At 69.6% G+C, this 25,205-nt stretch carries 22 protein-coding genes and 1 tRNA gene; 8 read left to right on the forward strand and 15 right to left on the reverse strand.

The features are described 5' to 3' along the window. Window positions 1-7 precede the first annotated feature (7 nt). The 5 genes from AB0J95_RS04035 to AB0J95_RS04055 all read right to left on the reverse strand — a co-directional run bounded on the left by AB0J95_RS04035 (window position 8) and on the right by AB0J95_RS04055 (window position 5,333). On the reverse strand, window positions 8-1,723 hold the full coding sequence (locus AB0J95_RS04035) for a cation acetate symporter (protein WP_364753464.1): 1,716 nt from the start codon (window positions 1,721-1,723) through the stop codon (window positions 8-10). A 111-nt stretch (window positions 1,724-1,834) separates the two neighbouring features. Then, the gene (locus tag AB0J95_RS04040) at window positions 1,835-2,266 is read right to left on the reverse strand and encodes a hypothetical protein (protein WP_364751964.1); all 432 of its coding nucleotides are present in this window, start codon (window positions 2,264-2,266) and stop codon (window positions 1,835-1,837) included. Beyond that, window positions 2,266-3,111: a LytTR family DNA-binding domain-containing protein gene (locus AB0J95_RS04045; RefSeq protein ID WP_364751967.1), complete on the reverse strand. Its 846-nt coding sequence runs from the start codon at window positions 3,109-3,111 to the stop codon at window positions 2,266-2,268. The genes AB0J95_RS04040 and AB0J95_RS04045 overlap by 1 nt, the downstream gene beginning before the upstream one ends. 67 nt (window positions 3,112-3,178) lie before the next feature. After that, window positions 3,179-4,027 carry a S49 family peptidase gene (locus tag AB0J95_RS04050; protein WP_364751970.1) on the reverse strand — a complete coding sequence of 283 codons (849 nt, stop codon included), beginning with the start codon at window positions 4,025-4,027 and terminating at the stop codon, window positions 3,179-3,181. Window positions 4,028-4,049: 22 nt separating this feature from the next. Then, window positions 4,050-5,333: a histidine kinase gene (locus tag AB0J95_RS04055; RefSeq protein WP_364751973.1), complete on the reverse strand. Its 1,284-nt coding sequence runs from the start codon at window positions 5,331-5,333 to the stop codon at window positions 4,050-4,052. A 98-nt stretch (window positions 5,334-5,431) separates the two neighbouring features. On the opposite strand from AB0J95_RS04055, the gene AB0J95_RS04060 reads away from it, so the two are divergent. Genes AB0J95_RS04060 through AB0J95_RS04070 form a run of 3 tightly spaced genes read left to right on the forward strand, consistent with a single transcriptional unit; the run spans window position 5,432 to window position 8,161 of the window. Continuing rightward, window positions 5,432-6,166 carry a (Fe-S)-binding protein gene (locus AB0J95_RS04060; RefSeq protein ID WP_364753467.1) on the forward strand — a complete coding sequence of 245 codons (735 nt, stop codon included), beginning with the start codon at window positions 5,432-5,434 and terminating at the stop codon, window positions 6,164-6,166. Continuing rightward, complete coding sequence (locus AB0J95_RS04065; protein WP_364751976.1) at window positions 6,148-7,575, forward strand: LutB/LldF family L-lactate oxidation iron-sulfur protein; 1,428 nt, start codon at window positions 6,148-6,150, stop codon at window positions 7,573-7,575. Before AB0J95_RS04060 ends, AB0J95_RS04065 begins: the two co-directional genes overlap by 19 nt. Further along, a complete protein-coding gene (locus AB0J95_RS04070) occupies window positions 7,568-8,161 on the forward strand; it encodes a lactate utilization protein C (protein ID WP_364751979.1) in 594 nt (197 codons plus the stop codon). Before AB0J95_RS04065 ends, AB0J95_RS04070 begins: the two co-directional genes overlap by 8 nt. Here AB0J95_RS04070 and AB0J95_RS04075 read toward each other — a convergent pair. Beyond that, window positions 8,151-9,056: a LysR family transcriptional regulator gene (locus tag AB0J95_RS04075; RefSeq protein WP_364751981.1), complete on the reverse strand. Its 906-nt coding sequence runs from the start codon at window positions 9,054-9,056 to the stop codon at window positions 8,151-8,153. The genes AB0J95_RS04070 and AB0J95_RS04075 overlap by 11 nt on opposite strands. 87 nt (window positions 9,057-9,143) lie before the next feature. Here AB0J95_RS04075 and AB0J95_RS04080 point away from each other — a divergent pair, with 87 nt between their 5' ends. Next, window positions 9,144-10,337: an MFS transporter gene (locus tag AB0J95_RS04080; RefSeq protein ID WP_364751984.1), complete on the forward strand. Its 1,194-nt coding sequence runs from the start codon at window positions 9,144-9,146 to the stop codon at window positions 10,335-10,337. Here the strand turns inward: AB0J95_RS04080 and AB0J95_RS04085 are convergent. From AB0J95_RS04085 to AB0J95_RS04095, 3 genes are all read right to left on the reverse strand, one after another. Beyond that, window positions 10,330-11,193, reverse strand: a complete 864-nt coding sequence (locus AB0J95_RS04085) for a DNA-formamidopyrimidine glycosylase family protein (RefSeq protein WP_364751987.1) — start codon at window positions 11,191-11,193, stop codon at window positions 10,330-10,332. The two genes, AB0J95_RS04080 and AB0J95_RS04085, sit on opposite strands and share 8 nt — an antisense overlap. Before the next feature lie 43 nt (window positions 11,194-11,236). Further along, complete coding sequence (locus AB0J95_RS04090) at window positions 11,237-11,677, reverse strand: DUF983 domain-containing protein (protein WP_364751990.1); 441 nt, start codon at window positions 11,675-11,677, stop codon at window positions 11,237-11,239. 114 nt (window positions 11,678-11,791) lie between these two features. Continuing rightward, window positions 11,792-13,201 carry a sigma-70 family RNA polymerase sigma factor gene (locus AB0J95_RS04095; protein ID WP_364751993.1) on the reverse strand — a complete coding sequence of 470 codons (1,410 nt, stop codon included), beginning with the start codon at window positions 13,199-13,201 and terminating at the stop codon, window positions 11,792-11,794. Window positions 13,202-13,466: 265 nt separating this feature from the next. Between AB0J95_RS04095 and AB0J95_RS04100 the strand changes: the two genes are divergently transcribed. Both AB0J95_RS04100 and AB0J95_RS04105 read left to right on the forward strand, forming a co-directional pair. Then, window positions 13,467-13,539 (forward strand) — tRNA-Gly (locus tag AB0J95_RS04100). A 163-nt stretch (window positions 13,540-13,702) separates the two neighbouring features. Then, window positions 13,703-14,095 (forward strand): hypothetical protein, encoded by a 393-nt coding sequence (locus AB0J95_RS04105; RefSeq protein ID WP_364751996.1) that lies wholly within the window; start codon window positions 13,703-13,705, stop codon window positions 14,093-14,095. On the opposite strand, the gene AB0J95_RS04110 is transcribed toward AB0J95_RS04105, so the two are convergent. Beyond that, entirely contained in the window at window positions 14,092-14,379 is a 288-nt protein-coding gene (locus AB0J95_RS04110; protein ID WP_364751999.1) for a YiaA/YiaB family inner membrane protein, read from the reverse strand. The two genes, AB0J95_RS04105 and AB0J95_RS04110, sit on opposite strands and share 4 nt — an antisense overlap. Before the next feature lie 147 nt (window positions 14,380-14,526). On the opposite strand from AB0J95_RS04110, the gene AB0J95_RS04115 reads away from it, so the two are divergent. Continuing rightward, complete coding sequence (locus AB0J95_RS04115; RefSeq protein WP_364752002.1) at window positions 14,527-15,639, forward strand: class I SAM-dependent methyltransferase; 1,113 nt, start codon at window positions 14,527-14,529, stop codon at window positions 15,637-15,639. Between the two features lie 23 nt (window positions 15,640-15,662). Next, window positions 15,663-16,598: a hypothetical protein gene (locus AB0J95_RS04120; protein ID WP_364752004.1), complete on the forward strand. Its 936-nt coding sequence runs from the start codon at window positions 15,663-15,665 to the stop codon at window positions 16,596-16,598. On the opposite strand, the gene AB0J95_RS04125 is transcribed toward AB0J95_RS04120, so the two are convergent. From AB0J95_RS04125 to AB0J95_RS04145, 5 genes are all read right to left on the reverse strand, one after another. Beyond that, complete coding sequence (locus tag AB0J95_RS04125) at window positions 16,581-18,290, reverse strand: acyltransferase family protein (RefSeq protein ID WP_364752007.1); 1,710 nt, start codon at window positions 18,288-18,290, stop codon at window positions 16,581-16,583. The genes AB0J95_RS04120 and AB0J95_RS04125 overlap by 18 nt on opposite strands. Continuing rightward, window positions 18,283-18,819, reverse strand: coding sequence for a hypothetical protein (locus AB0J95_RS04130; RefSeq protein WP_364752010.1), 537 nt, complete (start codon window positions 18,817-18,819; stop codon window positions 18,283-18,285). The genes AB0J95_RS04125 and AB0J95_RS04130 overlap by 8 nt, the downstream gene beginning before the upstream one ends. A 36-nt stretch (window positions 18,820-18,855) precedes the next feature. Further along, on the reverse strand, window positions 18,856-22,563 hold the full coding sequence (locus AB0J95_RS04135) for an FkbM family methyltransferase (protein ID WP_364752013.1): 3,708 nt from the start codon (window positions 22,561-22,563) through the stop codon (window positions 18,856-18,858). Continuing rightward, window positions 22,556-23,716, reverse strand: a complete 1,161-nt coding sequence (locus AB0J95_RS04140) for a hypothetical protein (RefSeq protein WP_364752016.1) — start codon at window positions 23,714-23,716, stop codon at window positions 22,556-22,558. The genes AB0J95_RS04135 and AB0J95_RS04140 overlap by 8 nt, the downstream gene beginning before the upstream one ends. 109 nt (window positions 23,717-23,825) lie before the next feature. Further along, the gene (locus tag AB0J95_RS04145; protein ID WP_364752019.1) at window positions 23,826-25,124 is read right to left on the reverse strand and encodes a hypothetical protein; all 1,299 of its coding nucleotides are present in this window, start codon (window positions 25,122-25,124) and stop codon (window positions 23,826-23,828) included. Window positions 25,125-25,205: the final 81 nt, after the last annotated feature.

Consider the following 25,205-nt stretch of genomic DNA (forward strand, 5'->3'; position numbering starts at 1 on the left):
GGACTTTCTACCTCCGGTGGCGGCCGTCCGCGAGTCGGGCGCGTTCCTCTGCCGTGCCGAACCGGGCCACATCGCGGTCCCGGATGAACCCGAGCGGGTCGGGTGCGTGCATCCGCAGCAGCGTCCGGCTGGTGTCGCCGGGCAGGCGCCGATGGGTCGCCTTGCTGACCACCAGGACCACGATGAACGCGATCGGCACGGTGATCAGGGCCGGCTGGCGGACGAACCCGGGCGCCCAGTCGCCGGTGTACCGGCTGACCACGTCGACCACGATCGCCGCGATCACCAGGCCGCCGCCGACGATCATCCCGGCCCCGGCGCCCACCCAGGTCAGCTTGCGCCACCAGATGCCCAGCACCAGCACCGGGCAGAAGGTGGACGCGGCCAGCGCGAACGTCACCCCGATGCTCAGCGAGACGTCGTTGGGCCGCAGCACGAACGCCAGCCCCAGCGGGATCGCCCCGGCGATGATCGCGGCCCACCGGAAGTCCCGCACGCGGCCGCGCAGCACGTCCGTGGACAGCACGCCGGACACGCTCACCACGAGGCCGGAGGAGGTGGACAGGAACGCCGCGAACGCACCGGCCGCGGTCACGGCCCCCAGGATGTCCCCAGCGACCCCTGGCACGAGCTTCTGCGGCAGCGCGGTCACGGCGGCATCGGTGCGGCCGGTGACCAGCAGCTCGGGCACGTAGATGCGGGACAGCGCGCCCAGGATCATCGGGAACAGGTAGAACAGCGCGAGCAACAGCATCACGTGCAGTGTCGTGCGCCGGGCCGCCTTGCCGTCCGGGTTGGTGTAGAACCGCACGAGCACGTGCGGCAGGCCCATGGTGCCCAGGAACGTCGCGAATATCAGCGAGTACGTGGTGAACAGGTCGCTCGCGCCGTCCGGATTCGGCTTCACCCAGCTCGCGTTGTCCGGAGTCGCGCCGACGATCGACGGGACGACGGCGGTGGGCGGGAACTTCAGCGTCGTGCCCGCCTCGACCCGCACCTCACGGCGCAGGGCGCTCCAGAACGTGCTGCCGTGCGCGGGGGCGCCGTCGACCGTGCCGTCCGCCCACAGCCACACGTCCTGCTTGATCTGCAAGCGAACCGGGGTGTCGATGCGGACCGTGGTCTCCTCGTAGAAGACCGGCGGCGACTCGGCGGTCAGCGTTGCCTCGCCGCGCGGCCCGGCGCCGCCACCGCCGATGAACAGCGCGCACATGATGAACGTGGGCGCGGCGATGGCGAAAAGCTTGAGCCAGTACTGGAAGGCCTGCACGACAGTGATCGCGCGCATGCCGCCGCCGAGCACGTTCACCACCACGACGATCACGACCACGACAGTGCCCACCCAGGTCGGCACCGGCATGATCCGGGACACCACCAGTCCCGCGCTTTGCAGCTGCGGCAACAGGTACAGCACCCCGATGATGATCACGAACCCGGTCGCCAGCTTGCGCAGCCCGGTCGAGCCCAGCCGGGCCTCGACGAAGTCGGGCAGCGTGTACGCGCCCGACCGGCGCAACGGCGCGGCCACGAACAGCATCAACGCCAGGTAGCCGGCGGTGAACCCGATCGGGTACCACAGCGCGTCGACCCCGTCCTTGAGCACGAGACCGGCGACACCGAGGAACGAGGCGGCCGACAGGTACTCGCCGGAGACCGCGGCGGCGTTGCGGCGCGAGCGGACCGTGCGGCGCGCCACCAGGAAGTCCTGGGTCGTGCTGGCCATCCGTGAGCTGCGGAAACCGACATAGAAGGTCACCACCGCGACCAGCAGGATGCCGGCGACGGCCCACAGGTTGACCTCAACGGCCGTGCCACTCACCGCGAAACCCTTCGGCTACTTCTCGACCATGTCGACGAAGTCCCGCTCGTGCCGTTCGGCCAGAACGTTGTACCAGTATCCAATGCCGAACAGGACGGGGAACGGCGCCACCCCGAGCAGCAGCCAAGGAAGCCGGACACCCGCGAGCGTCACGTCCGCGATCGCGGGGATGAAGAAGAACAACACGGGCAGACCACCGAGCAGGAACACCACGATCGCGCCCAGCCGGACAGCCGTCCACAACTGCACCCGGATGAACCCGCGGACCAGCTCCTCGCCGTAGCTGGTCTGCTCCTCCAGCTCGACGACCGTGCGCAGAACCGTGACGGGAGCCCGGGAATCCGCCAGCACCACGCGTTTGCGCCGCGGTGGCGGCCCGGCCGAGCCGTTCTCCTCCGAGTCCTTGGCACCGCGCCCCGGACCCGTCCCAGCGGAATGCCGGCTCATCAGCTGCCGAAACCGGCACGCGGCGAGCGAACGAGCTTGTCCTTGAGCTCACGGGTGTGCCGGCGGCTGACCGGCAGCTCCTTCTCCTCGCTGCCGATCACGACCGTGTAGCCGGACGCGCCCATCCGCAGCTCGGTGATCAGGTTCAACGGCACCAGGTAGGACCGGTGGATCCGGACGAACCCGACCTTGCCCCAGCGCTCTTCCAGCTGCGCCAACGGGATCCGGACCAGGTGCGAGCCGTCGGAGGTGTACAGCCGGGCGTAGTCGCCCTGCGCCTCCACCCAGCGCACCGAGTTGCGGGCCACCAGCTTGGTGGTGCCCGCGAGCTCGACCGGGATGACCTCGTCGTCGCGGGTCTCGGGCACCGCCGAGGGCGCGGCCGCGGCCGGGGCGGCCGACATGCGCAGCTTGGCGATCACCCGGTCGATGGACTTGTCCACGCGCTGCTGGTCGTTGAGGGGTTTGAGTAAATAGTCGACCGCGCCCAGCTCGAAGGCGGAGACCGCCTCGTCGCCGCCGACGCCGGTGACGAACACCAGGGCGGGCGGCGGGTTGAACTCGGCCAGCACCCGCGCCATCTCCATGCCGGTCAGGCCGGGCATGTTGATGTCGCAGAACACCACGTCGACCGCGGGCAGCCCGGCCTTGCGCCGGGCCACGAGCTCCTCGTCGTTGCCCGACAGCACGCGCAACGCCTCAGCCGCGTCGAAGGCCGTAAGGATCTTGCGAACGTGCCGGTTGTTCTCCAGCCGCTCGTTGATCATCTCTATGCCGGCTTTCTCGTCGTCCACGCAGAGGACGACCAGCCCGGCGGCGGTTTCGTTCGTCACGGTGGGAAGCATTGTGCCGACTCCACCACCTTGGTGTCCATGTCCCGGCGGCCCGCCACCCTGCTGAGTGAAGCGAGCGTCACAGTCCGAACCGGGACCAGGTCGCCCGGTACTCGATCGCCTGAATCACGCTCTCGATCGCGGCCCCGCCGACACCCAATCGCGCCAGCAGCGGGCGGCGCGGCTCGGCAATCGCGATCTCCGCATCCGGGAATCGGTCGGACAGCAGCCCGCGCATCGTGCCCAGGCCGTCCACCAGGCCCCTCTTCAGCGCGTTCGCGCCGGTCCACACCTCGCCGGAGAACAGGTCGTCGTGGTCGGCGGACAGCCGCTCGCCGCGCCGCTGCCTGACCCACGCGACGAACTGGTCGTGCAGCTCGCCCTGCAGGCCGCCGAGCCAGGCGACGTCCTCCGGCTTCTCGTCCTGGAACGGGTCGAGCCTGCTCTTGTTGCTGCCGGCGGTATGCACGCGACGCTCAACGCCGAACCGCTCCAGCAACCCGGTCAGGCCGAACCCGGCCGAGATGACCCCGATCGAGCCGACCAGGGACGTGCTGTGCGCGTAGATCTCGTCGGCCGCACAGGCCAGCCAGTACCCGCCGGACGCCGCGACGTCCTCGCAGAACGCCAGCACCGGCACTTCCTTGCGGTCGGCCAGCTGACGGATCCGGTCCGCGACCAGAGCGGACTGGGTGGGCGCGCCGCCCGGGGAGTTCACCGCCAGCGCCACCGCCACCAGCCGGTCGTGCTCGAACGCGCGGCTGAGCGCGGACTCGACCGAGTTCAGGTTGATCGCGCCCCGGCCGAGCGGCGACGGGGTCGGCGTGATCACCCCGTGCAGCCGGACGACCGCGACCACCGGCTTGCGCTCGATCCGGTCGCCCAGGCCCGGCAGCCGGGACAGCAGGTTCTCGGTCATGGTGTTCATGGCAACGACATTACGGCCGGTTTCACGAACTCGGCGAGTGGCCGTTGGTGGCAGGCGATCCCGGCGTGGGCGCGAACTCGTCGAAGTCGTCGTCCGGCGGCGAGTAGTCCGGCAGGCCGACCCGCACGCCCGGGTGCGACTTCGGGATCCGCAGGATGACCTTCATCCCCGCACCCGGCGCCGTCTCCACCATCAGCGCGTACTCGTCGCCGAAAACCGACCTCATCCGCTGGTTGATGTTGCCGATACCCACGTGCGACCCGGTCTTGTGCGCGTCGCGCAGGTCGGCGAACAACCGGTCGGCGTCCATGCCGACCCCGTCGTCCTCCACGCTGATCAGCGCCTCGGAGCCGTTGTCCTGCGCGATCACGGTGACCGTGCCGCCGCCCGGCTTGCGGGCGATGCCGTGCCGGACCGCGTTCTCCACCAACGGTTGCAGCACCAGGAACGGCACCACCACGCCCAGCACCTCGGGCGCGATCTTCAGCCGGACCGACAGCCGTTCGCCGTAGCGGGCCGCCTCGATGGTCAGGTAGCGGTCGATGTTGCGCAGCTCGTCGGACAGCGAGGTGAAGAAGCCGGAGGCGCGGAACGAGTACCGGGTGAAGTCGGCGAAGTCCTGGACCAGGTCCCTCGCCTGCTCGGGGTCGGTGCGGATCAGGCTGGAGATCGTGTTCAGCGCGTTGTAGACGAAGTGCGGCGAGATCTGCGCCCGCAGCGCCCGGGCCTCGGCCTGGGCCAGCTGCTGCTTGGCCTCGTCCAGCTTGGCCAGCTCCAGCTGGATGCAGACGAACTTGGCCACCTCGTCGGCCATCCGCATCAGCCGGCCGGAGTTCACGCCGCCCACGACGATCAGGGCGCCCTCGACGGTGCCCTCCACGATCAGCGGGACGATGACCGCCGTGCGCATCGGGCAGCTGCCCCGCCGGCTGCACGGCAGCGACTCGTGCTGGATGTGCTCGCGCTGGCCGCGGGAGACCGACCCCACGATCGCGTCGGCCAGGTCGCGGTAGTGGTGGTTCGCCTGGCCGTCCCACGACAGCAGGGCGCCGTTGGCGTCGCTCAGCCCGACCGCGACGCACTTGAGCAGCTCGACCAGGTGCTTGGCCGTCTGGTCCGCGGACGCCTCGGTGAGGCCGCCGCGCAGCTCGGGCGCTGCCTTGGAGAGCCGCTGAATCGCGTCCAGCTGCGCTTCGTCGACCGACGTGCTCACCCGCCGGGACCGGCACAGGAAGACGAACAGCCCGAGCACGGCGAGCGTCGCGATGACGCCGAGGACAACACGCTCGGTCAGGAACTGGACCACTTGTCAATGCTCTGGCACTCGTTAGTCGCAAGCAAGCTTTGCGAGGAGTTTAGTAGACATCCGATGAATCCGTGAGGCAGGGTGTGGCTGTGCCCACCATGCCGTCCGCGCCGCAGAGCAGACGCGTCGCGTTGTTCGCGACCTGTCTGACGGACACGTTCTTCCCGGACACCGCGCGGGCGGTGGTCCGGCTGCTGGAGCGGCTGGGCTGCTCGGTGGAGTTCCCGATGGACCAGACGTGCTGCGGCCAGATGCACTACAACACCGGGTACCACGATCGGGCGAAGCCGCTGGCGCGCAACGTCTCGAAGGTGTTCGCCGGGTATGACGCGGTGATCATGCCGTCCGGGTCGTGCGCGGGGATGGTCCGGCATGTGTACCCGTCGCTGGGCGTGGACCCGGGATCGACCTATGAGCTGTCGGAGTTCCTGATCGATGTGCTCGGTGTCGAGGATGTCGGCGCGTACTTCCCGCACCGGGTGACCTATCACCCGACTTGTCACTCGCTGCGGATGCTCGGGGTCGGTGACAAGCCGCTGCGGCTGCTGCGCGCGGTGAAGGGCCTTGAGCTGGCCGAACTGCCCGCTGCCGAGACGTGCTGCGGCTTCGGTGGGACGTTCGCGTTGAAGAACGCCGATGTCTCCGCGGCGATGCTGGCCGACAAGATGACCGCGGTGCTGGACACGTCCGCCGAGGTGGTGACCGCGGGCGACAACTCGTGCCTGATGCACATCGGCGGCGGGCTGTCCCGCCTGCGGACCGGTGTCCATCCCTTGCACCTGGCCGAGATCCTGGCGAGCACCGAGGAGGAGCCGTGGACCGCAACCCGGTGACCTGGCTGGGCAGCCCAGCCTTCCCCACCGCCGCGAAGTCCGCCTTGGCCGACGATCAGCTGCGGCGCAACCTCCGGCACGCCACGGGACTGATCCGCACCAAGCGGGCGCACGCGGTCGCCGAGCTGCCGGACTGGGAGGAGCTGCGTCTCGCGGGTGAGGCGATCAAGGACTCCGTGCTCGCGAATCTCGACACGTACCTGGAGCAGCTCGAGGAGTCGGTGACCGCGCGCGGCGGGATCGTGCACTGGGCCGTGGACGCCGCCGAGGCCAACGCGATCGTGCTGCGGCTGGCCAAGGAGGCGGGCGCCGACGAGGTCGTCAAGGTCAAGTCGATGACCACCGCCGAGATCGGGCTGAACGAGGCCCTGGCGGCGGGCGGGGTCGAGGCGATCGAGACCGACCTGGCCGAGCTGATCGTGCAGCTCGGCGACGACCGGCCGTCGCACATCCTGGTCCCCGCGATCCACAAGAACCGCACCGAGATCCGGGACATCTTCAAGGCCCGTATGCCGAACACCGCCGAGTTGACGGACTCGCCGCCGGAGCTGGCCGAGGCGGCGCGCAAGTACCTGCGGCAGAAGTTCCTGTCCGCCAAGGTGGCCGTGTCCGGAGCCAACTTCGCCGTGGCGTCAACGGGTTCCGTGGTCGTGGTGGAGTCCGAGGGCAACGGGCGGATGTGCCTGACCCTGCCGGACACCTTGATCACCGTGATGGGGATCGAGAAGATCGTGCCCGCGTGGCAGGACCTCGAGGTGTTCCTGCAGCTGCTGCCCCGATCGTCGACCGCAGAGCGGATGAACCCTTACACGTCCGTGTGGTCCGGGGTGACTCCCGGCGACGGGCCGCGGAACTTCCACCTGATCCTGCTGGACAACGGCCGAACGTCCACTTTGGCCGATCGGGTCGGGCGGCAGGCGTTGCGGTGTATCCGGTGTTCGGCCTGCTTGAACGTGTGCCCGGTGTACGAACGGACCGGCGGGCAGGCCTACGGCTCGGTGTACCCGGGACCCATCGGCGCGATCCTGACGCCGCAGCTGGGCGGCGACATGCACGACAAGCACGCCGCTTCGCTGCCGTACGCGTCGTCGTTGTGCGGGGCGTGTTTCGAGGTCTGCCCGGTGCGCATCGACATCCCATCGGTGTTGGTGCATCTGCGCGCGGACGCGGTGGCGGCGAAGAGCCGGTTCAGCCCCGAGGCGATCTCGATGGCGGCGATGTCATGGGTGATGGCCGGTCCGAAGCGGTTCCACATCGCCCAACGCCTGGCCACGGCCGGACGGCTGCTGTCGCGCGACGGCAAGATCCGCAAGCTGCCGTATCCGGGTTCACAGTGGACACAAAGCCGCGATCTGCCCGCTCCCGCAAAGGAATCCTTCAGCGCCTGGTGGAAGAGGACCCGTGGCTGACAGCAAAGCGGAGATCCTCCGCCGCATCCGCACCGCCCTCGCCGACAAACCCGCGACGCCGGTCGTTGAGCGTTCCTACCAGCGAACGCGGTCCTTCCCTTCGGTGATCGATCTGTTCGCAGAGCGGGTCGCGGACTACCGGGCGGTGGTGCACCGCGTGACTTCGGTGCCCGCGTTCATCGAGGAAACGTTGTCCGGCAAGCGGATTGTCGTTCCCGCGGACGTGCCTGAGGAGTGGCTGGTGTCACCGGTGACGTGGCTGCACGAGCCGCTCTCGGTCACGGACCTCGACCAGTCCGACGGCGTGCTCACCGGCAGCGCGGTGGGGATCGCGGAGACCGGCACGATCGTCCTCGACGCCGGAGTGGCCCAAGGCCGCCGCGCCCTGTCGTTGCTCCCCGACTACCACCTGTGTGTGGTGCGGGCGGAGCAGATCGTCGGCACCGTTCCGGAAGCGCTCGAACGCCTCGACCCGCACCGGCCGTTGACGTTCATCAGCGGCCCCTCGGCCACCAGCGACATCGAACTGGACCGCGTCGAAGGCGTGCACGGCCCGCGCACCCTCGAGGTCCTGATCACCGGCTGACCCAGTCCGGCACCCACGTTCCCGGTTTCGAGGTCACCCGGCCAAGGTGTTCGCGCAGCGTGTGCAGTCCGGGATGGGGGTTGTCCGTGCGCCAGATCAGCGAGTGCGGGTAGACCGGGGTGGGCGCGTGCAGGGGGATCCGGCGCAGGTTGTGACCGTCCGGCCAGAGCATCCGGGTCTGCTCGCCGACGAACGTGGCCCGCGTCGTGGCCGCGATCGCGTCCAGCAGCGCCTCCAGGCCGAAGTTGGGGCCGGAGGTGTCGATGGTCAGGCCGAAATCCCGGGCGAGGTCGCGGTAGTAGGCGTCCCATTCGGTGCCGGCCACCAGGCTCGGCATCCAGATCGGGTGAGCCGCGAGGTCGCTCAGGGTGACGCCGTCGGCGTCGGCGAGCGCGTGCGCCGGGCCGACGAGCAGCTCGATCGGTTCGTCCAGGACTCTCGTCGCCTGCAGACCGTCAGGCAGCGGCGAGGCCACCGCACGGACTGTGGCATCGACCGTGCCCGCCTGCACCGCGGCGATCGCCTTGTCAGCGCCGAAAAGCGTGACGACATCGAGGTCGATTTCCGGGTGCGCTTGGTGGAAGTCCCGCAGCAGCGCGGCCGGGGCGAGGGACCGGCCGAGCATGTCCACCCGCAGCCGCGCCGTGCAGACCGACGCCCGGGCGCGTTGTTCGGCCTGCAGCAATGCATGCGCGTGCGGCAGGAACGCCTGGCCGTCGGACGTCAGAACGGCGCCGCGGGGTGTGCGGGTGAACAACCGGGTGCCGAGGTCCTTCTCCAGGGCGGCAATGCGTTTGGACACCGCCTGCTGGGTGATCACCAGCTCGGTGGCGGCGTGCTGGAACTGGCCGGTGTCCGCGACGGCGACGAAGGTCCGGACGGCGACGAGGTCCACGGCCGCCGACCCTACAACGCCCGGTTGTGACGCGCCGGGACATCGGTTGTTTGATCGGCGCCAGGGGTCCCGGGTTTGATCCCGGGCATGCTGGGACGGCGGTTCGGGTGGTTGTGGAGTGCTTACGCGGTCAGCAGTTTGGGGACATACCTGGCATTTGACGCGTTCCCGTTGGTGGCCATCCTGGTGCTGCATGTGGGGCCTGGCGCCGTTTCCGCGCTGGCGGCGGTGGGGACGGCGGTCGGGGCGGTGATCGCGGTGCCGTTGGGCCCGTGGATCGAGTTCCGGCGCAAGCGACCGGTGATGGTGGGCATGGATCTCGTGCGGTTCGCCGCCGTGCTCAGCGTTCCGCTGGCGTACGTGCTCGGCATCCTCACGTTCGCGCAGCTGCTGGTGGTCGCGGTGGTGGTCGCCGCGTCGGACATCGCGTTCCGGTCGGCCAGCGGCGCCTACCTGAAAACCCTTGTGGCGCCATCGGATCTGCTCGTCGCGAACAGCCGGTTCGAGTCGACGCTGTGGACCACGACCATGCTCGGGCCGCCGCTGGGCGGTGGGTTGATCGGCGTGTTCGGCCCGATGACCACGATCGTGGCCAACGCGGTCAGCTTCGCCTTGTCCGCGCTGGGACTCCGGGCCATCGGCGGCACCGAGCCCCAGCCGGTCCGGACAGCGCCGCCGCGCCTGCCGGACCTGCTCGACGGCTGGCGGTTCATCCTCGGCCACCCCTCCCTGCGACGGCTGTTCGTCAACACGGCCCTGGTCAACGGCCTGATCATGGCCAGCGCGCCGCTGATGGCCGTGCTGATGCTCGGCGAACTGGGGTTCACGCCGCTGCAGTACGGGCTGGCGTTCGGACTGCCGTGCGCCGGCGGCCTGATCGGGTCCCGGCTGTCCCGCCCGCTGGCCGCCCGGCTCGGCCGCGACAAGATCCTGCGCCGGTTCGGTGCCCTGCGCGCCTGCTGGCCGATCGGCCTCGCGTTCATCCACCCGGGCGTGACGGGCCTGCTGCTGGTGATCGTGGTCGAGCTGGTGCTGATCACCTGCATCGGCATCTTCAACCCGGTCTACGCCACTTACCGCCTCGAACTGACCCCCGCCGACCGCGTGGCCCGGATGCTCACCGCGTGGACGGTCACCACCACCGCCAGCATCGCCACGATCACCGCCCTCTGGGGCCTCCTGGCCAGCCTCACCACTCCCCGCATCGCCATCGCAGCCGCGGGCGTCCTCCTCCTCGCCACCCCGCTGCTTCTCCCCCGCCGCGCGTTGGTGCTCACTTGAGCAGGCGGGACATCCGGCGGTCGGCGAGGGGCTTGCCGTTGGTCTGGCAGGTGGGGCAGTACTGGAAGGCCTTGTCGGCGAAGGAGACCTCGCGGATGGTGTCGCCGCAGACCGGGCATGGCATGCCGGTCCGGCCGTGGACGCGCAGGCCGGAGCGTTTCTCGCCCTTGAGGCGGGCGGCGGACTGGCCCACGGACCGCGCGACGGCGTCGGTGAGCACGGACTGCATCGACGAGTACAGCCGATCGAGTGCTTCGTCGGCGAGCTTGCCCGCAGTGGCGTAGGGCGACAGCTTGGCGGTGTGCATGATCTCGTCGGAGTAGGCGTTGCCGATCCCGGCGATCAGGCGCTGGTCGGTCAGCGCGTTCTTGAGCCGTTCGGTCCGGCCGGCCAACAGGTCGGCGAGCGAGTCCCGGGTCAGTGACAGCGCGTCAGGACCGAGGGACACGATCTGGGGGATCTGCCGCACGTCCGTGACGATCCAGACCGCGAGGCCCTTCTTCGTGCCCGCCTCGGTCAGGTCGAAACCCGGGCCCTCACCAGGCGGACCGAGGTGCACGCGCAACGCCAGCGGGCCCTTGCCCGGTTTGGGTGGGGTGGCACTCAGCGTGTCGGCCCAGCGCAGCCAGCCCGCGCGGGCGAGGTGAACGACCAGGTGCAGGCCGTCGCAGTCCATGTCCAGGTACTTGCCGTAGCGGCCGGCCCCGGTCACCGTGCGGCCGTGCAGCTCGGTCCACGGCGGCGAGGCCGTCTTGAGCACCTGCAAGGAGGCTACGTCGACGCGCGCGACCGTCCGCCCCACCGCGAACTCCCGCAGGTGGTGCGCGAGCGCCTCGACTTCAGGTAGTTCTGGCACACCGACAGTCTCACCCGGACGGCGAGCGCTGTCACTCCACCCGTTACTCGACCGGGTGCAGCGGGCCGTCGAAGCCGGGCATGTCGTCGGTCTGGATGTTCCTGGCCACCTTCGCGACCTCGGTCCGGACGTTGAACACGCCGCGCACCGTGCCCACCCAGCGCTCGATCGGCGCCTCCGGGGTGCCGTCGCCGGTCTCGGCGACCAGCTTCCACGGCCGGCGCAGCGCCCAGCGCACCGGGAAGAACAGGAACACCAGCAGCAGGGCGAGGACCACCCAGGCAGGCACCACGACGTCGCCGGGGGTCCAGGCGACCAGTACGACGCCCAGCACGACGATGAACGACAGCATCACCACGCCGGGCCCGTACCCGGCGCTCACGTCGTGCTCGAAGTCGTCGGCCGTCATGGGCTTGCGAGCCCACTCGAGATCACCGCGAACGGTCCACATCCGCCCGTTCACGCTGCGCACCAGGCGCGTCATGCTGGCCTCCATCCACGACACGTCTGCGTAGCCGTCGTACCACGGTAGGTGATCACCGCGGTCCATCAACGGTACCGTGTCCGCGTTAGGCCCCGCGGGTGAAAGTGGATCCTGTCACTTACCTGGTGATGAGCTTGTGGTCGACGTGGATTCCGTGGTCGGGTCCGGTTTCCTCGGCGCGGACGCGGACGCGTCGGGGTCGACGGACTTGTCCGGCGGCGGCTCCTCCGTCGTGCCGATGCAGGGTGTCGGGTCGTCGGCGATGGTGTTCGAGTTGGCTTCCCGGCTGCTGGTCTTGTCCGGGCCGACCAGGATCCGGGTCTCCTCGGTGCCACCGGCCAGCGTCTGGTCCGCGGGCACGGGATCCTCGGCGGCGGGCAGCCCGGCCTGCTGGTCCTGCTGTTGCTGCAGCACGGCGGGCGCTACCGCGGGCGACTTCTGGTCCACTCCACGCACCGGAACGTCCCGGCGGCTCACCGACCGGCCACGCACGACCGGCACGGCCGAACTGAGCGAACCGGACACCGGCGTCGGATGGGACACCTCGCTCTGCGCGATCGACAGCTCGGGGGCGCCGCCGGTGAAGTCCAGGGCCGCGAGCGGGGCGCCGTCGGAATGCCCCCCGGACACCACGCCGACCACCCCGGCGGCGAGCACGGAGGACGCGGCCAGGCCCAGCTTGGCGGGGGCGCTGGCGAACAGGCCCTTGAGCAGCGCGCCGAACCCGGTCTTGTGCGCGGCGAACCCGAGGACGGGCACCGCGGCCACCCCGGCGTACGAACGCAACCCCGCGCACACGTCAACGAGTTCGTCGTGTGTCGACTGACACGACGAGCACGTGACGAGGTGCGCACGTACCCGGCGGCGCTCGGCGCCCTTGATCGTCCCGGCGGTGTACGCGCCGAGCTTCTCCAGGATGGACCGGCAGCCGGTCGACCCCTGGTGGGTGGACAGGTGCGCCTGCAGGTAGGCGGCACGCAGGCCACGCCGTGCGCGACGGGCCAGCGCGGCCGTCGCGTTGGGGCTCAGGCCGAAGTTGTCGGCGACCACCGCGGGCCGCTCGCCCTCCACCTCGACCTTCCACAGCACACTGCGCCAGCGCTCGGGCAGGCTGGTGAACGCCCGCGCGATCAGGCTGCGCTCGTGTGCCTGGCCGGAGGTGTCGGGGTCCGGTCCGACCCGGTGGGTCAGGACCTCGTCGGAGACCGGCACGTCCCGGCGCCGCTCGCGCCACTCCCACGCCACCCGCCGGGTGACGATCAGCAGGTACGAGCGGACGTTGTCGACCGGCCCGGAACCGCGCCGGATCGCTTGCAGGACACGGAAGAAGGCCTCGGCCGCGAGATCCTCCGCGTCGGCCCGGTCGGTGGCCAGGCTGCGCGCCAGCCGGCGCACGGCGTCCGCGTGTCTGGAGAACAGCTCCCCGAAGGCGGCGTCCTCACCAGCCCGCAACGCGGCCAGTAAGGCACGGTCCTGGAGCGACTCCTCGCCAGCGTCGAGGGCTGGGTTGCCCGTGGCGGTCATCCGGCTAGGTACCTCCCCTCCGGATACACGCGAACCTTGAACAACATGCCACATCCGAGCGTCGCCCAGTGTGGGTAGTGTGAAGACTCTTGGTGACAGGCGACCTAAGACGTAAGCCAAACAACCGGATCTACTAGGCCTTTTGCCGTACTGAATCGCTCATGCCTGCCCTGAACGCAGGACACCCGTACGGGTGAGGCCACACCCCCAAAAAACTTGTGGAGAACATCCGCTAGACTTCCCCCCAGCGTCACAGAGACGCGATGCGGACGTAGCGCAGTTGGTAGCGCATCACCTTGCCAAGGTGAGGGTCGCGGGTTCGAGTCCCGTCGTCCGCTCTCTCTGGAGAAGTCTGTTCGCGGAAAGCGCGAACCACGTCGCTCGCAATAATTTTGGGGGGACGACCCCCCATACCCCCGCAGAACGCATGCGAACTACTACTCACCGTAGAAATCGCCGTTCCGCTTGACCCGAACGGGTTAACCCGATACAGCTAGTGGCGTGCTCGACCAACAAGGCGCGCCGTTACGCATGGCCGTAGGGGCGTTCCTGGGAGCCGCCGTGGTCGCGATCTTCACCGCGGGGGTCACCGGCCAGCAGCGCCCCGAGGGCCATCCCCCGGTGCGGCTGGAGCACGTGGCCACGGACGGGACGCCGCGCTCGCAGGCGCCGCCACCCGTCCAGGCCCAGACCGTCGCGGGCGCCACCTCCGCCGAAGCGCCCCCTTCGTCGACGTCCACCGCCACGACGAAGTCCTCGACGACCACCAAGTCGTCCACGAGCACGACCACGACCACCCAGTCGCCGAAGCCCACCACGACGACGACAACGACCACCACGACCAGGTCGGTGCCGACGACCACGACGACCAAATGCACAAGCCTGCTCTGCTAGAGCGAGTCCGCCTTGAACGGATCGTGTTCGGTGATCAGTTTGTCCAGCCGCGCCTGGTCCACCCGCTTGAACAACGCGGTGTCCTCCTGCCGGTCGCGGATGCACTTGGCCAGCGTGAACGCGGAGGTCACGGTGTAGAGCAGTCCTAACGCGAGGAAGCCGCGAACCCAGGGATCGAGCGGCAGCGACACGATCCCGATCGCGACGGCGCACAGGGCGATGGAGAACGAGGCGACCGCCTGCGCGAAGAATGCCGGAGTGTTCTTTGGTGTGGGATTGGCCATACCCGAAGGCTCCCGAACACCACCCGCGCTGTCTTGAGTAGAGCTACTCAGCTGCACGATTCGTGACAATCTCGTTGTCCCGCCAGGAGATCATCTGCTTCGCCCGTAGGATGCGGGCGACCTGCCGGAAAGGACCGAGGAGCACCTGTGGCGCTGGACGAGCTCAAGAACACCTGGGAGAGCCTCGGTGACGTCGATCCGCTGTGGGCCGTGGTGAGCGATCCGGACCGGCGCGACGGGCAGTGGGACCTCGCCGAGTTCATGCAGACCGGCCGCGAGTCGGTCGCCCGGGTGGTCGCCACGCTCGCCGATCACGGGCTGAGCCTGGGGTCGCGGGTGCTCGACTTCGGTTGCGGGGTGGGACGGCTGAGCAACGGGCTGGCCGAGTACGCGGATTCCGTTGTCGGGATCGACATCGCGGCCTCCATGCTCAAGCAGGCCGAGGAGCTCAACCGGCACCCGGGCAAGCTGGAGTTCGTCCAGTACGACGGGCTGACGCTGCCGTTCGAGACGGCGTCGTTCGACGGCGCGCTGAGCCTGCTGGTGCTCCAGCACGGCCGTCCCGAGGTGCAACTGCGCTGCCTGATGGAGCTGCAGCGCGTGGTGCGGCCGGGCGGCGTGCTGTTCCTGCAGATCCCGAGCCGTCCGTTGCTGCAACGCCTGCTGCCCGCGGAGACCTACCGCGCCCACTTCGAGGCGCGCCAGGTTCCACAGCGTCTGGCGCCAGGTGAACAAGCGACGTTCACCGTCGGTGTCACCAACATCAGCGAGCACCGCTGGCAGTCCGCGGCCGTGTTCCAGCTCGGCAACCACTGGCTCGCCAACGGAGAGACCGTCGTGCGTGACGACGGCCGCGCGATGCTGACCCACGATGTCGAACCCGGTGCGACGGTCGAGCTGACCATCACGGTGACGGCTCCGGAGACGCCCGGCGCCTACGAGCTCGAACTCGACCTCGTGCACGAACTGGTCACCTGGTGGAAGGACACCGGCTGCGAGACCGTGCGGTTCCCGGTCACCGTGGACGGGTCCGCAGTGCCCGCCGAGGCCGCGCCGATCGAGCCCGTCGCCGAGGCTGTGGCGGAATCACCAGAGCCGGGCGACGACCATCCTGGTGAGGCCATCGAGATGCACGGCCTGCACATCGACTTCCTGCGCCAGCTGTTCGACTACAGCGGGACGGAGGTCATCGCCGCGATTGAGGACAAATCCGCCGGCGAGGAGTGGGAGAACTACAGTTATGTCCTTCGGCGCCGCTGAGTCGGGGTAAGGGGTTTGAGGAAATGGGTTGGCAGGACGACCTGAACAGCCTTGAGGCGGACCTGTCGGCGGGACGGATCCGGGTCGAGGAGTACCGCAGGCGCCGGGACGACCTGCTGGCCGCCGCGTCCAGCAACCCGCCCCGCGGCCGCGTGCCGGAACGGCGGCAGCCGCCGATCGTGAACGCGAACGACCCGCGCCTGGATGTGTCCCCGGTCGAGGTGACCCAGCAGATCAACCCGGACTCGTGGGTGGCCAAACCGGGCAGCATGATCATCGACCAGTCGCCGGTGGCCGCCGATCCGCCCGCCCCCGCGCCGATGCAAGGTGCCGAGGTGTTCGGTCTGCAGACGGCCGCTGCCTCGCCCAACGGCCGGGGCTGGCTGCGGTTCGTGGTGGCGATCGTGATTCTCGGCGTGATCGCGGCGATGATCTGGTTCTTCGCGTTCAACAAGAACTCCGGCGAGCCGGCCGCGGGCGCCAATGGCGAGTTCACGCTGGAGAAACTGCCGAACCCCACCGACTCGCCATTGACCACCGCCGGGGTGCTGACCGTCGACCAGGCACAGGTGTACAACCTGATCCGGCCGGACGAGGCCGCGTATCTGGCGGCGGCCGGAACGCAGAAGATCTTCTACCGGCAGATCACCAGCGGAACCGTCTCGACGCAGATCTTCTATTTCCAGCTCGCCCCCGGAACCCCGGGCGGCCCGCTGGCCAAGCAGGTCGTCGACCGCGGCGCCAAACTGGGGATGCAGAACGTCCCGGATCTGCCCAACGGAACCACCGGAATCGAGGCGTTGTCGGCCACATCCGGAATTCTGGAGGCGATTTACCCGACCGACCGGGGCGCAGTCCGGATCGTCGTCGGCCAGCTCGCCCCGCCGGAGGAAAAGGCGCTGATCAGCACGCTGAAGAAGACCGTGACCTCGGTGCAGGGGTCATTGCCGAACCGGTGAGCGGCGGGCCCGCAGCAGACGTTCTGCCGGCATTTCCACGAACCGGTGCAGGATTTCCGCCACCCCGGCGGACACGGCGAGGGAAAGCACGATGCCCGCGTCGGGACCGATGACGGACGCGAAATGGTCCATCACCGCGAAAATGCACGCGGTGTGGACCAGGTAGATCGCGTAGGTCCGCTTGGACCAGTTCCGGATCAGTTTCGACCGGCTGACCGGGCCGTTGACGTTCATCATGACCGCGACGAACAGCACCACCAGCACGGCCGTCCGGACATTGGCGTAGTTCGGGTAGGTCGTCATCGCCACCTGGTCCATCCAGGTGAACAACGCCAGGTGCACCGCGCCGATCAGCGCCGCGGTGGCGCGATGGACCTGGCCGGTGTGCGCGAGTGAGATCAGCTGCCCGATGCACAGCAGCGGCAGGTAGGCGCAGATCTGATGCACTTCGAGGACGGCCTGGTTGCGACTGCCCGCGGTGGCGAGCACGACGACGAAACACACCAAGGCCACGACCATCGGCGGGATCCACGGCCGTCGGCGCAGCGCCGGAATGGCCGCGGCAACGTAGCAGTAGAAGGCGACCTGGATCACCAGCGTCCACGTGACTCCGACGAGCCGCTCCAGCGGTGACGTGAAGAAGTTGGCCAGCACCAGACCGCGCAACAGGTCCCCGACGCCGACCCCGGCCGAGCTGACCTCGTCGCCGACCCGCTGGCCGACGGTGATCAGAATCCAGACCAGCGGGGTGACCACCCACAGCAGCGGCGCGATCCTGGTCAGCCGCCGCCACAGGAACTGGCCGGGGTTCTCCCGTTGGGTCACGTAGGTCACCACGACCCCGCTGACCACCAGGAACATCGTCACCCCGAGAATCGACAGCCGGTCGTTGAGCTGCAGCGTGCCGATCACGTTGGCCTGTACCCAGTCGGTGAGCCACCAGTGCTGGCCGCGCACGATGAGCCACCCCTGGATGTGCGCGTAAACCACGAGGCAGGACGCCAGCACCCGCACGAAGTCCAAGCCGTGCAAGTAACGGCTCTCCGGCTGCGCGCCGTCCGGATTGCGGCGCAACAAAAGCACGAACAGCACCGCGTAGAGCACGGTGAGCGCGTGCCACCACCCGGTCAGCTCCGGATAGACCGTCTCCGCGACACCCGGAACGCTGACGCACAACACGCCGAGCAACACGGCACGCCAGGTCCCAAGCCGGATCAACATGCCGAGCGTGAGCAACGGCAGGTACTCGGCGATCAGGCCGGCCTGGTGCAGGCCCGGGATCTTGCCGAGCAGCAGCAAGGCATACGCGGCTTCCAGTTGCAGCAGAACGGAGATCCACGGCCAGCGCCGGGTCGGCGCCCAGATCGCGACGAACAGCACCAGCGCGCAGACCGGCCGGAGCACCCCACCCAGCTCGGCCGAACCCAGCAGCACCCCGGCGATCCCGAGCATGAGCACCGCCGCGACCGGCAAAGTCAGCCGGTGCAACAACTCCGGCGTGATCAGCAGGCCGAACGCGATCAGCAGCACCGCGATGCCCAGGTAGGCGAAGTCTTCGCCGATGCCGAGCGGCTTGTTCACCCATTCCCGGACGAACACGACGGGCGAGGGTGGCAGACCGCGCCACAACAGGCCCAGGTAGCCGTACGCCACCAGCGCGAGCCCGACGATGAACAGGCGGCGGTCAGTCATCGGCGGACAGCACGGCGAGCTGGCGGTCGAGCAGCGGCTGGAACCCGTCCGGCGGCCCGGTCAGTTCCATCCGCACGAGCAGGTCGTTGTGGTGGTAGTGAATGCGAGCGGCCGAGGGATGCGTCAGGACCAACGGCGCCTGCCGGGTGAAGCCTCCGGCGATCTCCAGGTCGTTCAACGCGGCGGCGGCCGAACGCGCGGTCTCGCGGTCCCGCACCTGAGTCACCACCACGATCAGGCGTCCCTCGGGCAGCGTCGGGTTCACCAGGATGCGCGCCGGACCTGGCCTCGCAGCGCGGAACAGCTGGGTCTCCTCGGGGCTGAGGAAGCCCAGCTTGTCCACGTCGTCGAACGTGCGCAGGTAGCCGTAGTCGTCCTGACCGCCGCCGAAGTCGGCGATCATCATGGCGCTGCCCGGGCGTCTGCCGCTGTCCCCGTCGGCGCGTACGTCGCTGGTACTCGCGGCAGGGAACCGGTCACCCCAGACCAGCCAGGCGGCGACGGCGAACACGACAAGCGTGACCACCACCGCCGCCCCACGTAACCGATCCCCAGTCATCGACGGCTACGACGGCTTGAGCCACAAGGTGATGAACCCGGTCTCCGCCGCCTTGGCCTGGTCGGCCAGGGTCTTGTCCGAGCGGCGGCGCCGGTCCACGCCGGTGTCGTTCAGCGCGAACGGCACGTAGCCCAGCTCCCGGTAGCCCGCCAGCACCTTGCGCGGGTCGTCGCCGAGGTCCTCGATGTGCCCGGGCGCGAACTCGCACACCACGTGCGGGCGGTCGCGTTCGAGCACGGCGGTCAGGCCCGCGATCGCCCGGTGGTCCCGGCCCTGCAGATCGATCTTGACCAGACCCACCTTGTTCGCGGTCACCTGCGGGACGGAGTCCAGCCGCAGCGCGGGAACCTCGGTGCCCTTGCCGTTGCCGACCCGGTAGTCACCGCTGTTGCCCGGCTCGTGCTGACTGATGTGGACAGTCGTTTCGGTGTCCCACGCGGCCGCGTGCAGGACCGTGACCTGCTCGGCGACACGGGCTGGCAGGTTCACGGAGATGTTGCGGGACAACAACTCGGCGGTCGCCGGGTTGGCCTCGACCGCGACCGCGCCGGTCAGCCCCGGGCTGACGCTCAACAGCCGCAACGTGTGGTAGCCGACGTGCGCGCCGATGTCGAGGAAAACGCCGCCAGTGGCCAGTTCGGCCAGCAGCTCGGCCTCGCTGGGTTCCCACGTGCGGTGGTGCGCCAGCCAGGGCAGGAACACGTCGTCCACCGGAACCAGCAGGGCACCGGCGTCGCACAGCACGACCTCGGTGTCCGGCGGCAGCGGCGCGTGCAGCACGGACAGCGCGCCCTGCAACGCTTTCGCGTCCGCCAGCGCAGCGCGGTCGGCCTCGGCGCGGGCGTCCCGCTCGACGAACATGTCGAACGTCTTCTTGTCGTTGTCCTCGATCCGGCCGGCCAGCTGGTCGACGAGATCGCGGAGGTGCCCGGCGGTGTCGCCGGTCTGGCTCGCCGCGGTCTCGACCACGCCGAGCCGCTCGCTCATCGACGAGACGTGGTTTCCTTGCGCCGCTTGGGCTTCGGCCAGCCGTGACGCCTCAGAACGCAGCTCGTCGAGTGCGTGGGCTGCGGTCTTGGCCGTGCTGTCGGCGTTCGACGCCAACGCGTCGAGCCCGGCGATCCGCTGTTCCAGGCCTTCGATCCGGCTGATCAGCAGGTGCAGGCTGTCCTCGACGCCGTCGGTCAGCGCGCCCATCACGCGGCGCTGGTGCACGTCGTAGTGGTCGATCACGCGCAGCACGGCCTTGCGCAGCACCGGCGCCAGCGGCATCCGCGACGAGGTGTCCACCTCCGGCCGCCAGCGCAGTGCCTCACGGGACCGGTGCAGCGGTTCGATGGCCTTGGCGGGTTCGCCCCGGTCCACCCGATGTCCGCCCTTCGCCTGGTACGCGGCCGTCAGCTGGGTCCGGGTCCACTCCGCGGCGGCCGCCATCGAGCGCGTTGCCAGCACGTGTTCACGGGCAAGCCGGCCACGGCGAGCGGCCTCCGCCGGATCGTCCGCGACCGCGCGCATCGCCGCTGCGGCCTCGTCCAGATCGGGGTCGGCCCACAACGCGTCGGCCGGATACGGCGGGTTCGCCGGGCCGACCTCGACCAGCCGGTACCCGACCGGCCATCCAGTGCGCTCGTCGAGGAACTCGGTCGTGCTGGCGTAGTTCGTCGCGATCACCGCGAGACCGCGGGCCATCGCCTCGGCGACGGTCAGCCCGAAGCCCTCACTGCGGTGCAACGACACGTAGGCGTGGCTCGTGGCGTACAGGTCGGCGAGCTCGGCCTCGGTCAGGTAGCGCTCGATCAGCTCGACCCGCGCGTCCTCACGGGCCGCTGAGCGCAGCCGCTCGGCCTGGTGCGGGTGCCTGCCCGCGTTGATCGACTTGATCACCAGCCGGACGTCGTCCCGGTCGCCGAACGCCCGCTGGAACGCTTCGACCAGGCCCCAAGGGTTCTTGCGGTCGGCGACGCTGTTGAAGTCGAACGCGAACAGGAACCGGACCGGCTCGCCCTCGGCCCGCTCGGCCACCGTCCGGCCAGGGTCGTTGACCGGCACCGGGAACACCTTCACCGGCACGGGACTGTGCGGGGCGATGGCCGCGCGGCAGAACTCGCTGACCACCCACACCTCGTCGAGCAGCCCGAACGCCGGGTGCAGCCAGCCGGGGAAGTCCTCGAGCTCCCAGGCCCACACGCCGATCCGGTACCGGTGGAACGCGGCCTGCGCGTGCCGCTTGAGGATCACGTCGGTCTGGTCGGCGTTCACGCAGAACACCGAGACCGGGAACCGCTGGCGGCCGGTGGTGGCCGGGCCGGTGGCGTTGGTGCGGTTGTCGACCAGCCGGTCCTCGACGGCCGACGCGACCGGCACACCGGCCTGCGCGATGGCGTCGTGCACCTTGCGGCCCATCTCGCCGACGCCCAGCTCCGCGGTCAGGTAGCCGACCACGTTCACGCCGAACTCGCCGTCCGGCTCGGTCAACGGCTCGGGCCGGGACGTCAGCGCCCACGGGGCGACCTCACCCTCGGCGATGCCGGAGGTGCGCAGCCACTCGTGGAACGCGCCCGCGTCCTTGCCCTCCGGCTCGGCGAAGGCCTTCTGCAGGTCGGTCCGCCGCTGCCAGACCGCCTCGGTCAGCCGGGTCAGGCCCGAACCGGCCGGGGCGTCCTCGGTGGGTTCCGACAGCCACGCGCGCAACGCGGCACCGCCGTCGGCGCCGTAAGCGTGCGGTGGCGCCGGTTTGCCCTTGCGCTCGGCCTCGACCCAGGCGTCCCGGAACATCCGGCGCATGGCCGGGCCGACCGGCGTGCCGTCGGCCATCTTGCCGAAGCCGTAGGGGATCGCGTCCAGGCTCTGCGCGTAACCCGCCTCGCGCAACGACTTCCCGTAGGCGTCGCACAGCTCGCGGATCACCGGGTACTCGGACAGCAGCACACGCGGCTTGCGGGGCGCGTGGTTGCTGAAAATCCAGGGCTTCTCCGGCCGGTAGCCGCTGAAGTGGAAGAACCGCAACGGTTTTCCGCCCGCGGTCAGCGAACCATCGGCCTCGCGGGTCATCGGGCGCTCGTGCGCGTTCCAGTAGGCCACGTTGAAACCGGGATCGCGCAGCACGGTGTTGGGGAACAACGCGGGGACCATGTCGATCCAGCGCTGGTCGGTGAACAGCTGCCGCTCCGGCGCCACGATCGCGTCGTGCCGCAGCCGCTCGGCCCAGAAGTCCAGGAACGGCTCGCAGCCCGGGCCCATCGCGATGAAGCCAAGGTTGAAGATGCCCGAGCCCATGATCGCCGCTTCACTGGGATCCTTGCCGTCGCGCGGGATCGGGTACAGGCAGTGCGGGGTCAGCACGATCTGGTGCGCGAGCGCCTTCTCGGCCAGTTCCGGCATGGGCGCGAAGACGACGATGTCCGGGTCGAGGAAGATCACCACGTCGGACTCGGCGCGCAACGTCCGGAAGATGAACGGCTTCACCGCGGTGGCCAGCTCGGTCACGTTGTAGGCGGTGGCCATCCGCAGGTACTCGTCGGTCTCGATGCCGAACCGGCTCCAGCCCGCGACCTCGTAGCCGTCCTGGTCGTACGACTCGTCGGCGTCGATGACATGGATGCGGAAGCGGTGGTCCGGGTGGTGCTTGAGATAGGACTTCGCGAGCACCGTGGCGGCGGGCAGGTAGTTGCGCGCCACCACGGTCAGCGCGGTCGGACGGCCGCGGTCAGCCATCGGCCGGGAACACCTTCAGCTGGTCGTTGAGCACGTCCTGGAACGAGGAGCTGAGCTTGGCCGGGTCCTTCGCCTGGACCTCGATCCGGACCACCTTGTCCTTGCTGGCGAAGTGCCCGCGGATCACGTCGGCGGCCTGGGTGGCGGTCACCCCGGTGGGCATGCCGGTCACCTTGGTCGCCTTGTAGCCCACCTGGATTTCCACCAGGCTCTTCACCGCCGCCGCGGCCAGATCGGCCGACCCCGCCTTGGTCACCAGCACGATGACCCGGCCCGCGCTGCCGTCCAGCTGGCTGATCACCATGCCGGCATCGGTGGACTGGGCGGTCTGGTAGGCGGCGATCTCCTCCTTGGTCAGGTAGTCGATCCTGGAGACCCCGGCGAAGTCCTTGACCTGCTGGTCGATCTGCTGGCCCGGCAGGTCCGCGATGTCCATCGCGTTGGGGACCTTCGGCGGTGTGGTCGGCGTGCTCACCGCGCTGGACTGCGCCACCGGCGGGTTGTTCGGCTCGCCGCCGCCCTTGCCCCAGATCAGCCAGGCGCCGACGCCCAGGCCGATCAGCAGCACGACGACCACCGAGATGGCGATGACCTTGCCGCGGGACTTGCCGTTCTCGAACGCCTCCGGGCCCTGCTTGACCCAGGGCTCGTTGTTGTTCCACGGCTCGTTCGTCGCCCACGGCGCGGGCGGCAGCGACGGCCCGCTCCAGTGCGGCGAGGAGAACCCGTCGTCCTGCGGCTGCGGCTGCTGGCCCCACTGGGGCTGCTGCGGCGGGAACTGCTGCTGGGGGAAGCCGCCCGGCGGCGAACCGACCCCGGGCACCACCTGGGTGCGCTCGGCGTCCGCGCTCTGCTTCGGCGGCTGCGGCTGCTGGTAGGAGGGCTGCAGTGACCAGCCGCCCTGCGGCACGGCCTGGGTCCGGTCGCTGTCCGGCGGCGGGCCGGCCGGCTTGGGCGGCGGCGCGACCGGCTGGATCAGCTGGGTGCTCTCCGAACCGGTGCCCTGCTGGGCGTCCGGAGGCGGGTCGGCCGGCTTCGCAGGGTTGGCCGCGGCGGCCAAGAGCCCGTCCCTGCGCTTACGGTAGTCATCGGCCGAGATCAGGCCGGACGCGAGCTTCTCGTCCAGCTGCCGAAGCTCATCCTGCCAGGTCAACCCCGCACCCCCTTCCGGGTCACGTCACCTGATGGTGCCGCGATTCGCAGCAATTCTGTCCCACGCCCTCCGGGGCCGGTCACCGGCTCTCGAATCGTGACCCAACCTGTCACTTTCGTGGGTGAGCGGCCAACTCCTGACCGATCCGGTCGATTACTCCGGGTGACAGAATCGGGTTCACACCACCCGTCAGTGACCGTTCCACCGCCTCCAGCACGACCACGTCCTGATCGGCCAGCATCTGGCCGGCCTTGGCCGGATCCTGCTGGGCCGAGTCGACGTGCAGCACGGTCACGTTGGTGAACGCCGCCGACAGGAACGGCAGCACCGGCTGCGTGAACGAGTCGGCCAGCATGCCCACCTTGGTGTCGACCACACCCGTCCCGCGGCCGCGGGTGAGGTGCAGCGCCTCCCGGAAGGTGGCGGTGCTGTTCTGGCTGGACGCGATCGCGCCGCCGTCCGGGGCCAGGTTGATGGCACGCACGGTCAGCCGCCCGGTCTTGCCGATCAGCGGCGGCAGGTCGCCGTTGCGGGTGACGTCCCGGCCCGGCGTCGCCTTCCAGGTCCGGGTGATCCCCGGCACGAGCCGTTCCGCCAGCTCGGTGGCCATCACCAGGGCGCCGTCGGGCGTCCAGTGCGTGTCGACCTTGGTGTAGATGGCCTGCCGGCCGGCGGTGAGCACCAGGCCCGACCGCACGTCGAGGGCGCCGGTCTCGCGCGGGACCCGCGACCAGAACTCCTTGCCGCCCGCGGCGGCGCAGTCCTTGCCCACGTAGCTGTCCGGCAGGTGCTCGGGGACCATGGTCGACTTGTTCGGCGGGACGATCAGCAGGAACCGGCGGCCGGACGCCTCGACGACCTGGCGCAGGTGCTGCAGCGCGCCGATCACGTCGGACAGCGACTTCGTGGGCATGCACGGGCCGGAGATGTCGTCGCCGAGGTAGAACCAGCCGTCCTTGCCCTCGATCACCTTGGTGTAGCCGGCCTCGGTCTTCTGGGTGTCCGCCGGGTTCTCGGCGGTCGGCGGGACGTCCTGGACCGGGCCGCTGGTGTCCTTCTGCTCGCCCAGTTTGGGGGCCTCGCCGAAGATGGCGCGGCTGATCGCGTCCTCGAGGTCGATGGCCTCGGCCCGGCCCGGCAGGTAGTCGGTGGCCCAGGGGTCGAACGAGGTGAAGAAGCCCCAGCCGTCGGCGGGCGACGGGAAGTCGGTGAGCTTGCGGTTCTCGATGGCCTCGGGACGCACACCGAGGATCAGCAACAGCAGCGGGACGCCGAAGAACACCACGGCGCACACCAAGGACACGCGCTGGGTCCGCCCGTGGCGTGGACGGTGCAGCGAATGCTCCCGCGGCAACCAGGCCTCATGCACCGGCGGCAGGCTGCGGCGGGTCTGTTGTGTCGTTTCCACAGCACCCTCCGCGCGCCACGATAGCCGACCCCCGGTGAACGAATCACTCGATCAGGCGAACCTGCGTGCGTGTCAGCCGAC

Origin of the sequence: Actinocrispum sp. NPDC049592 (genome assembly GCF_040675465.1) — a bacterium.
Lineage (GTDB): Bacteria > Actinomycetota > Actinomycetes > Mycobacteriales > Pseudonocardiaceae > Kibdelosporangium.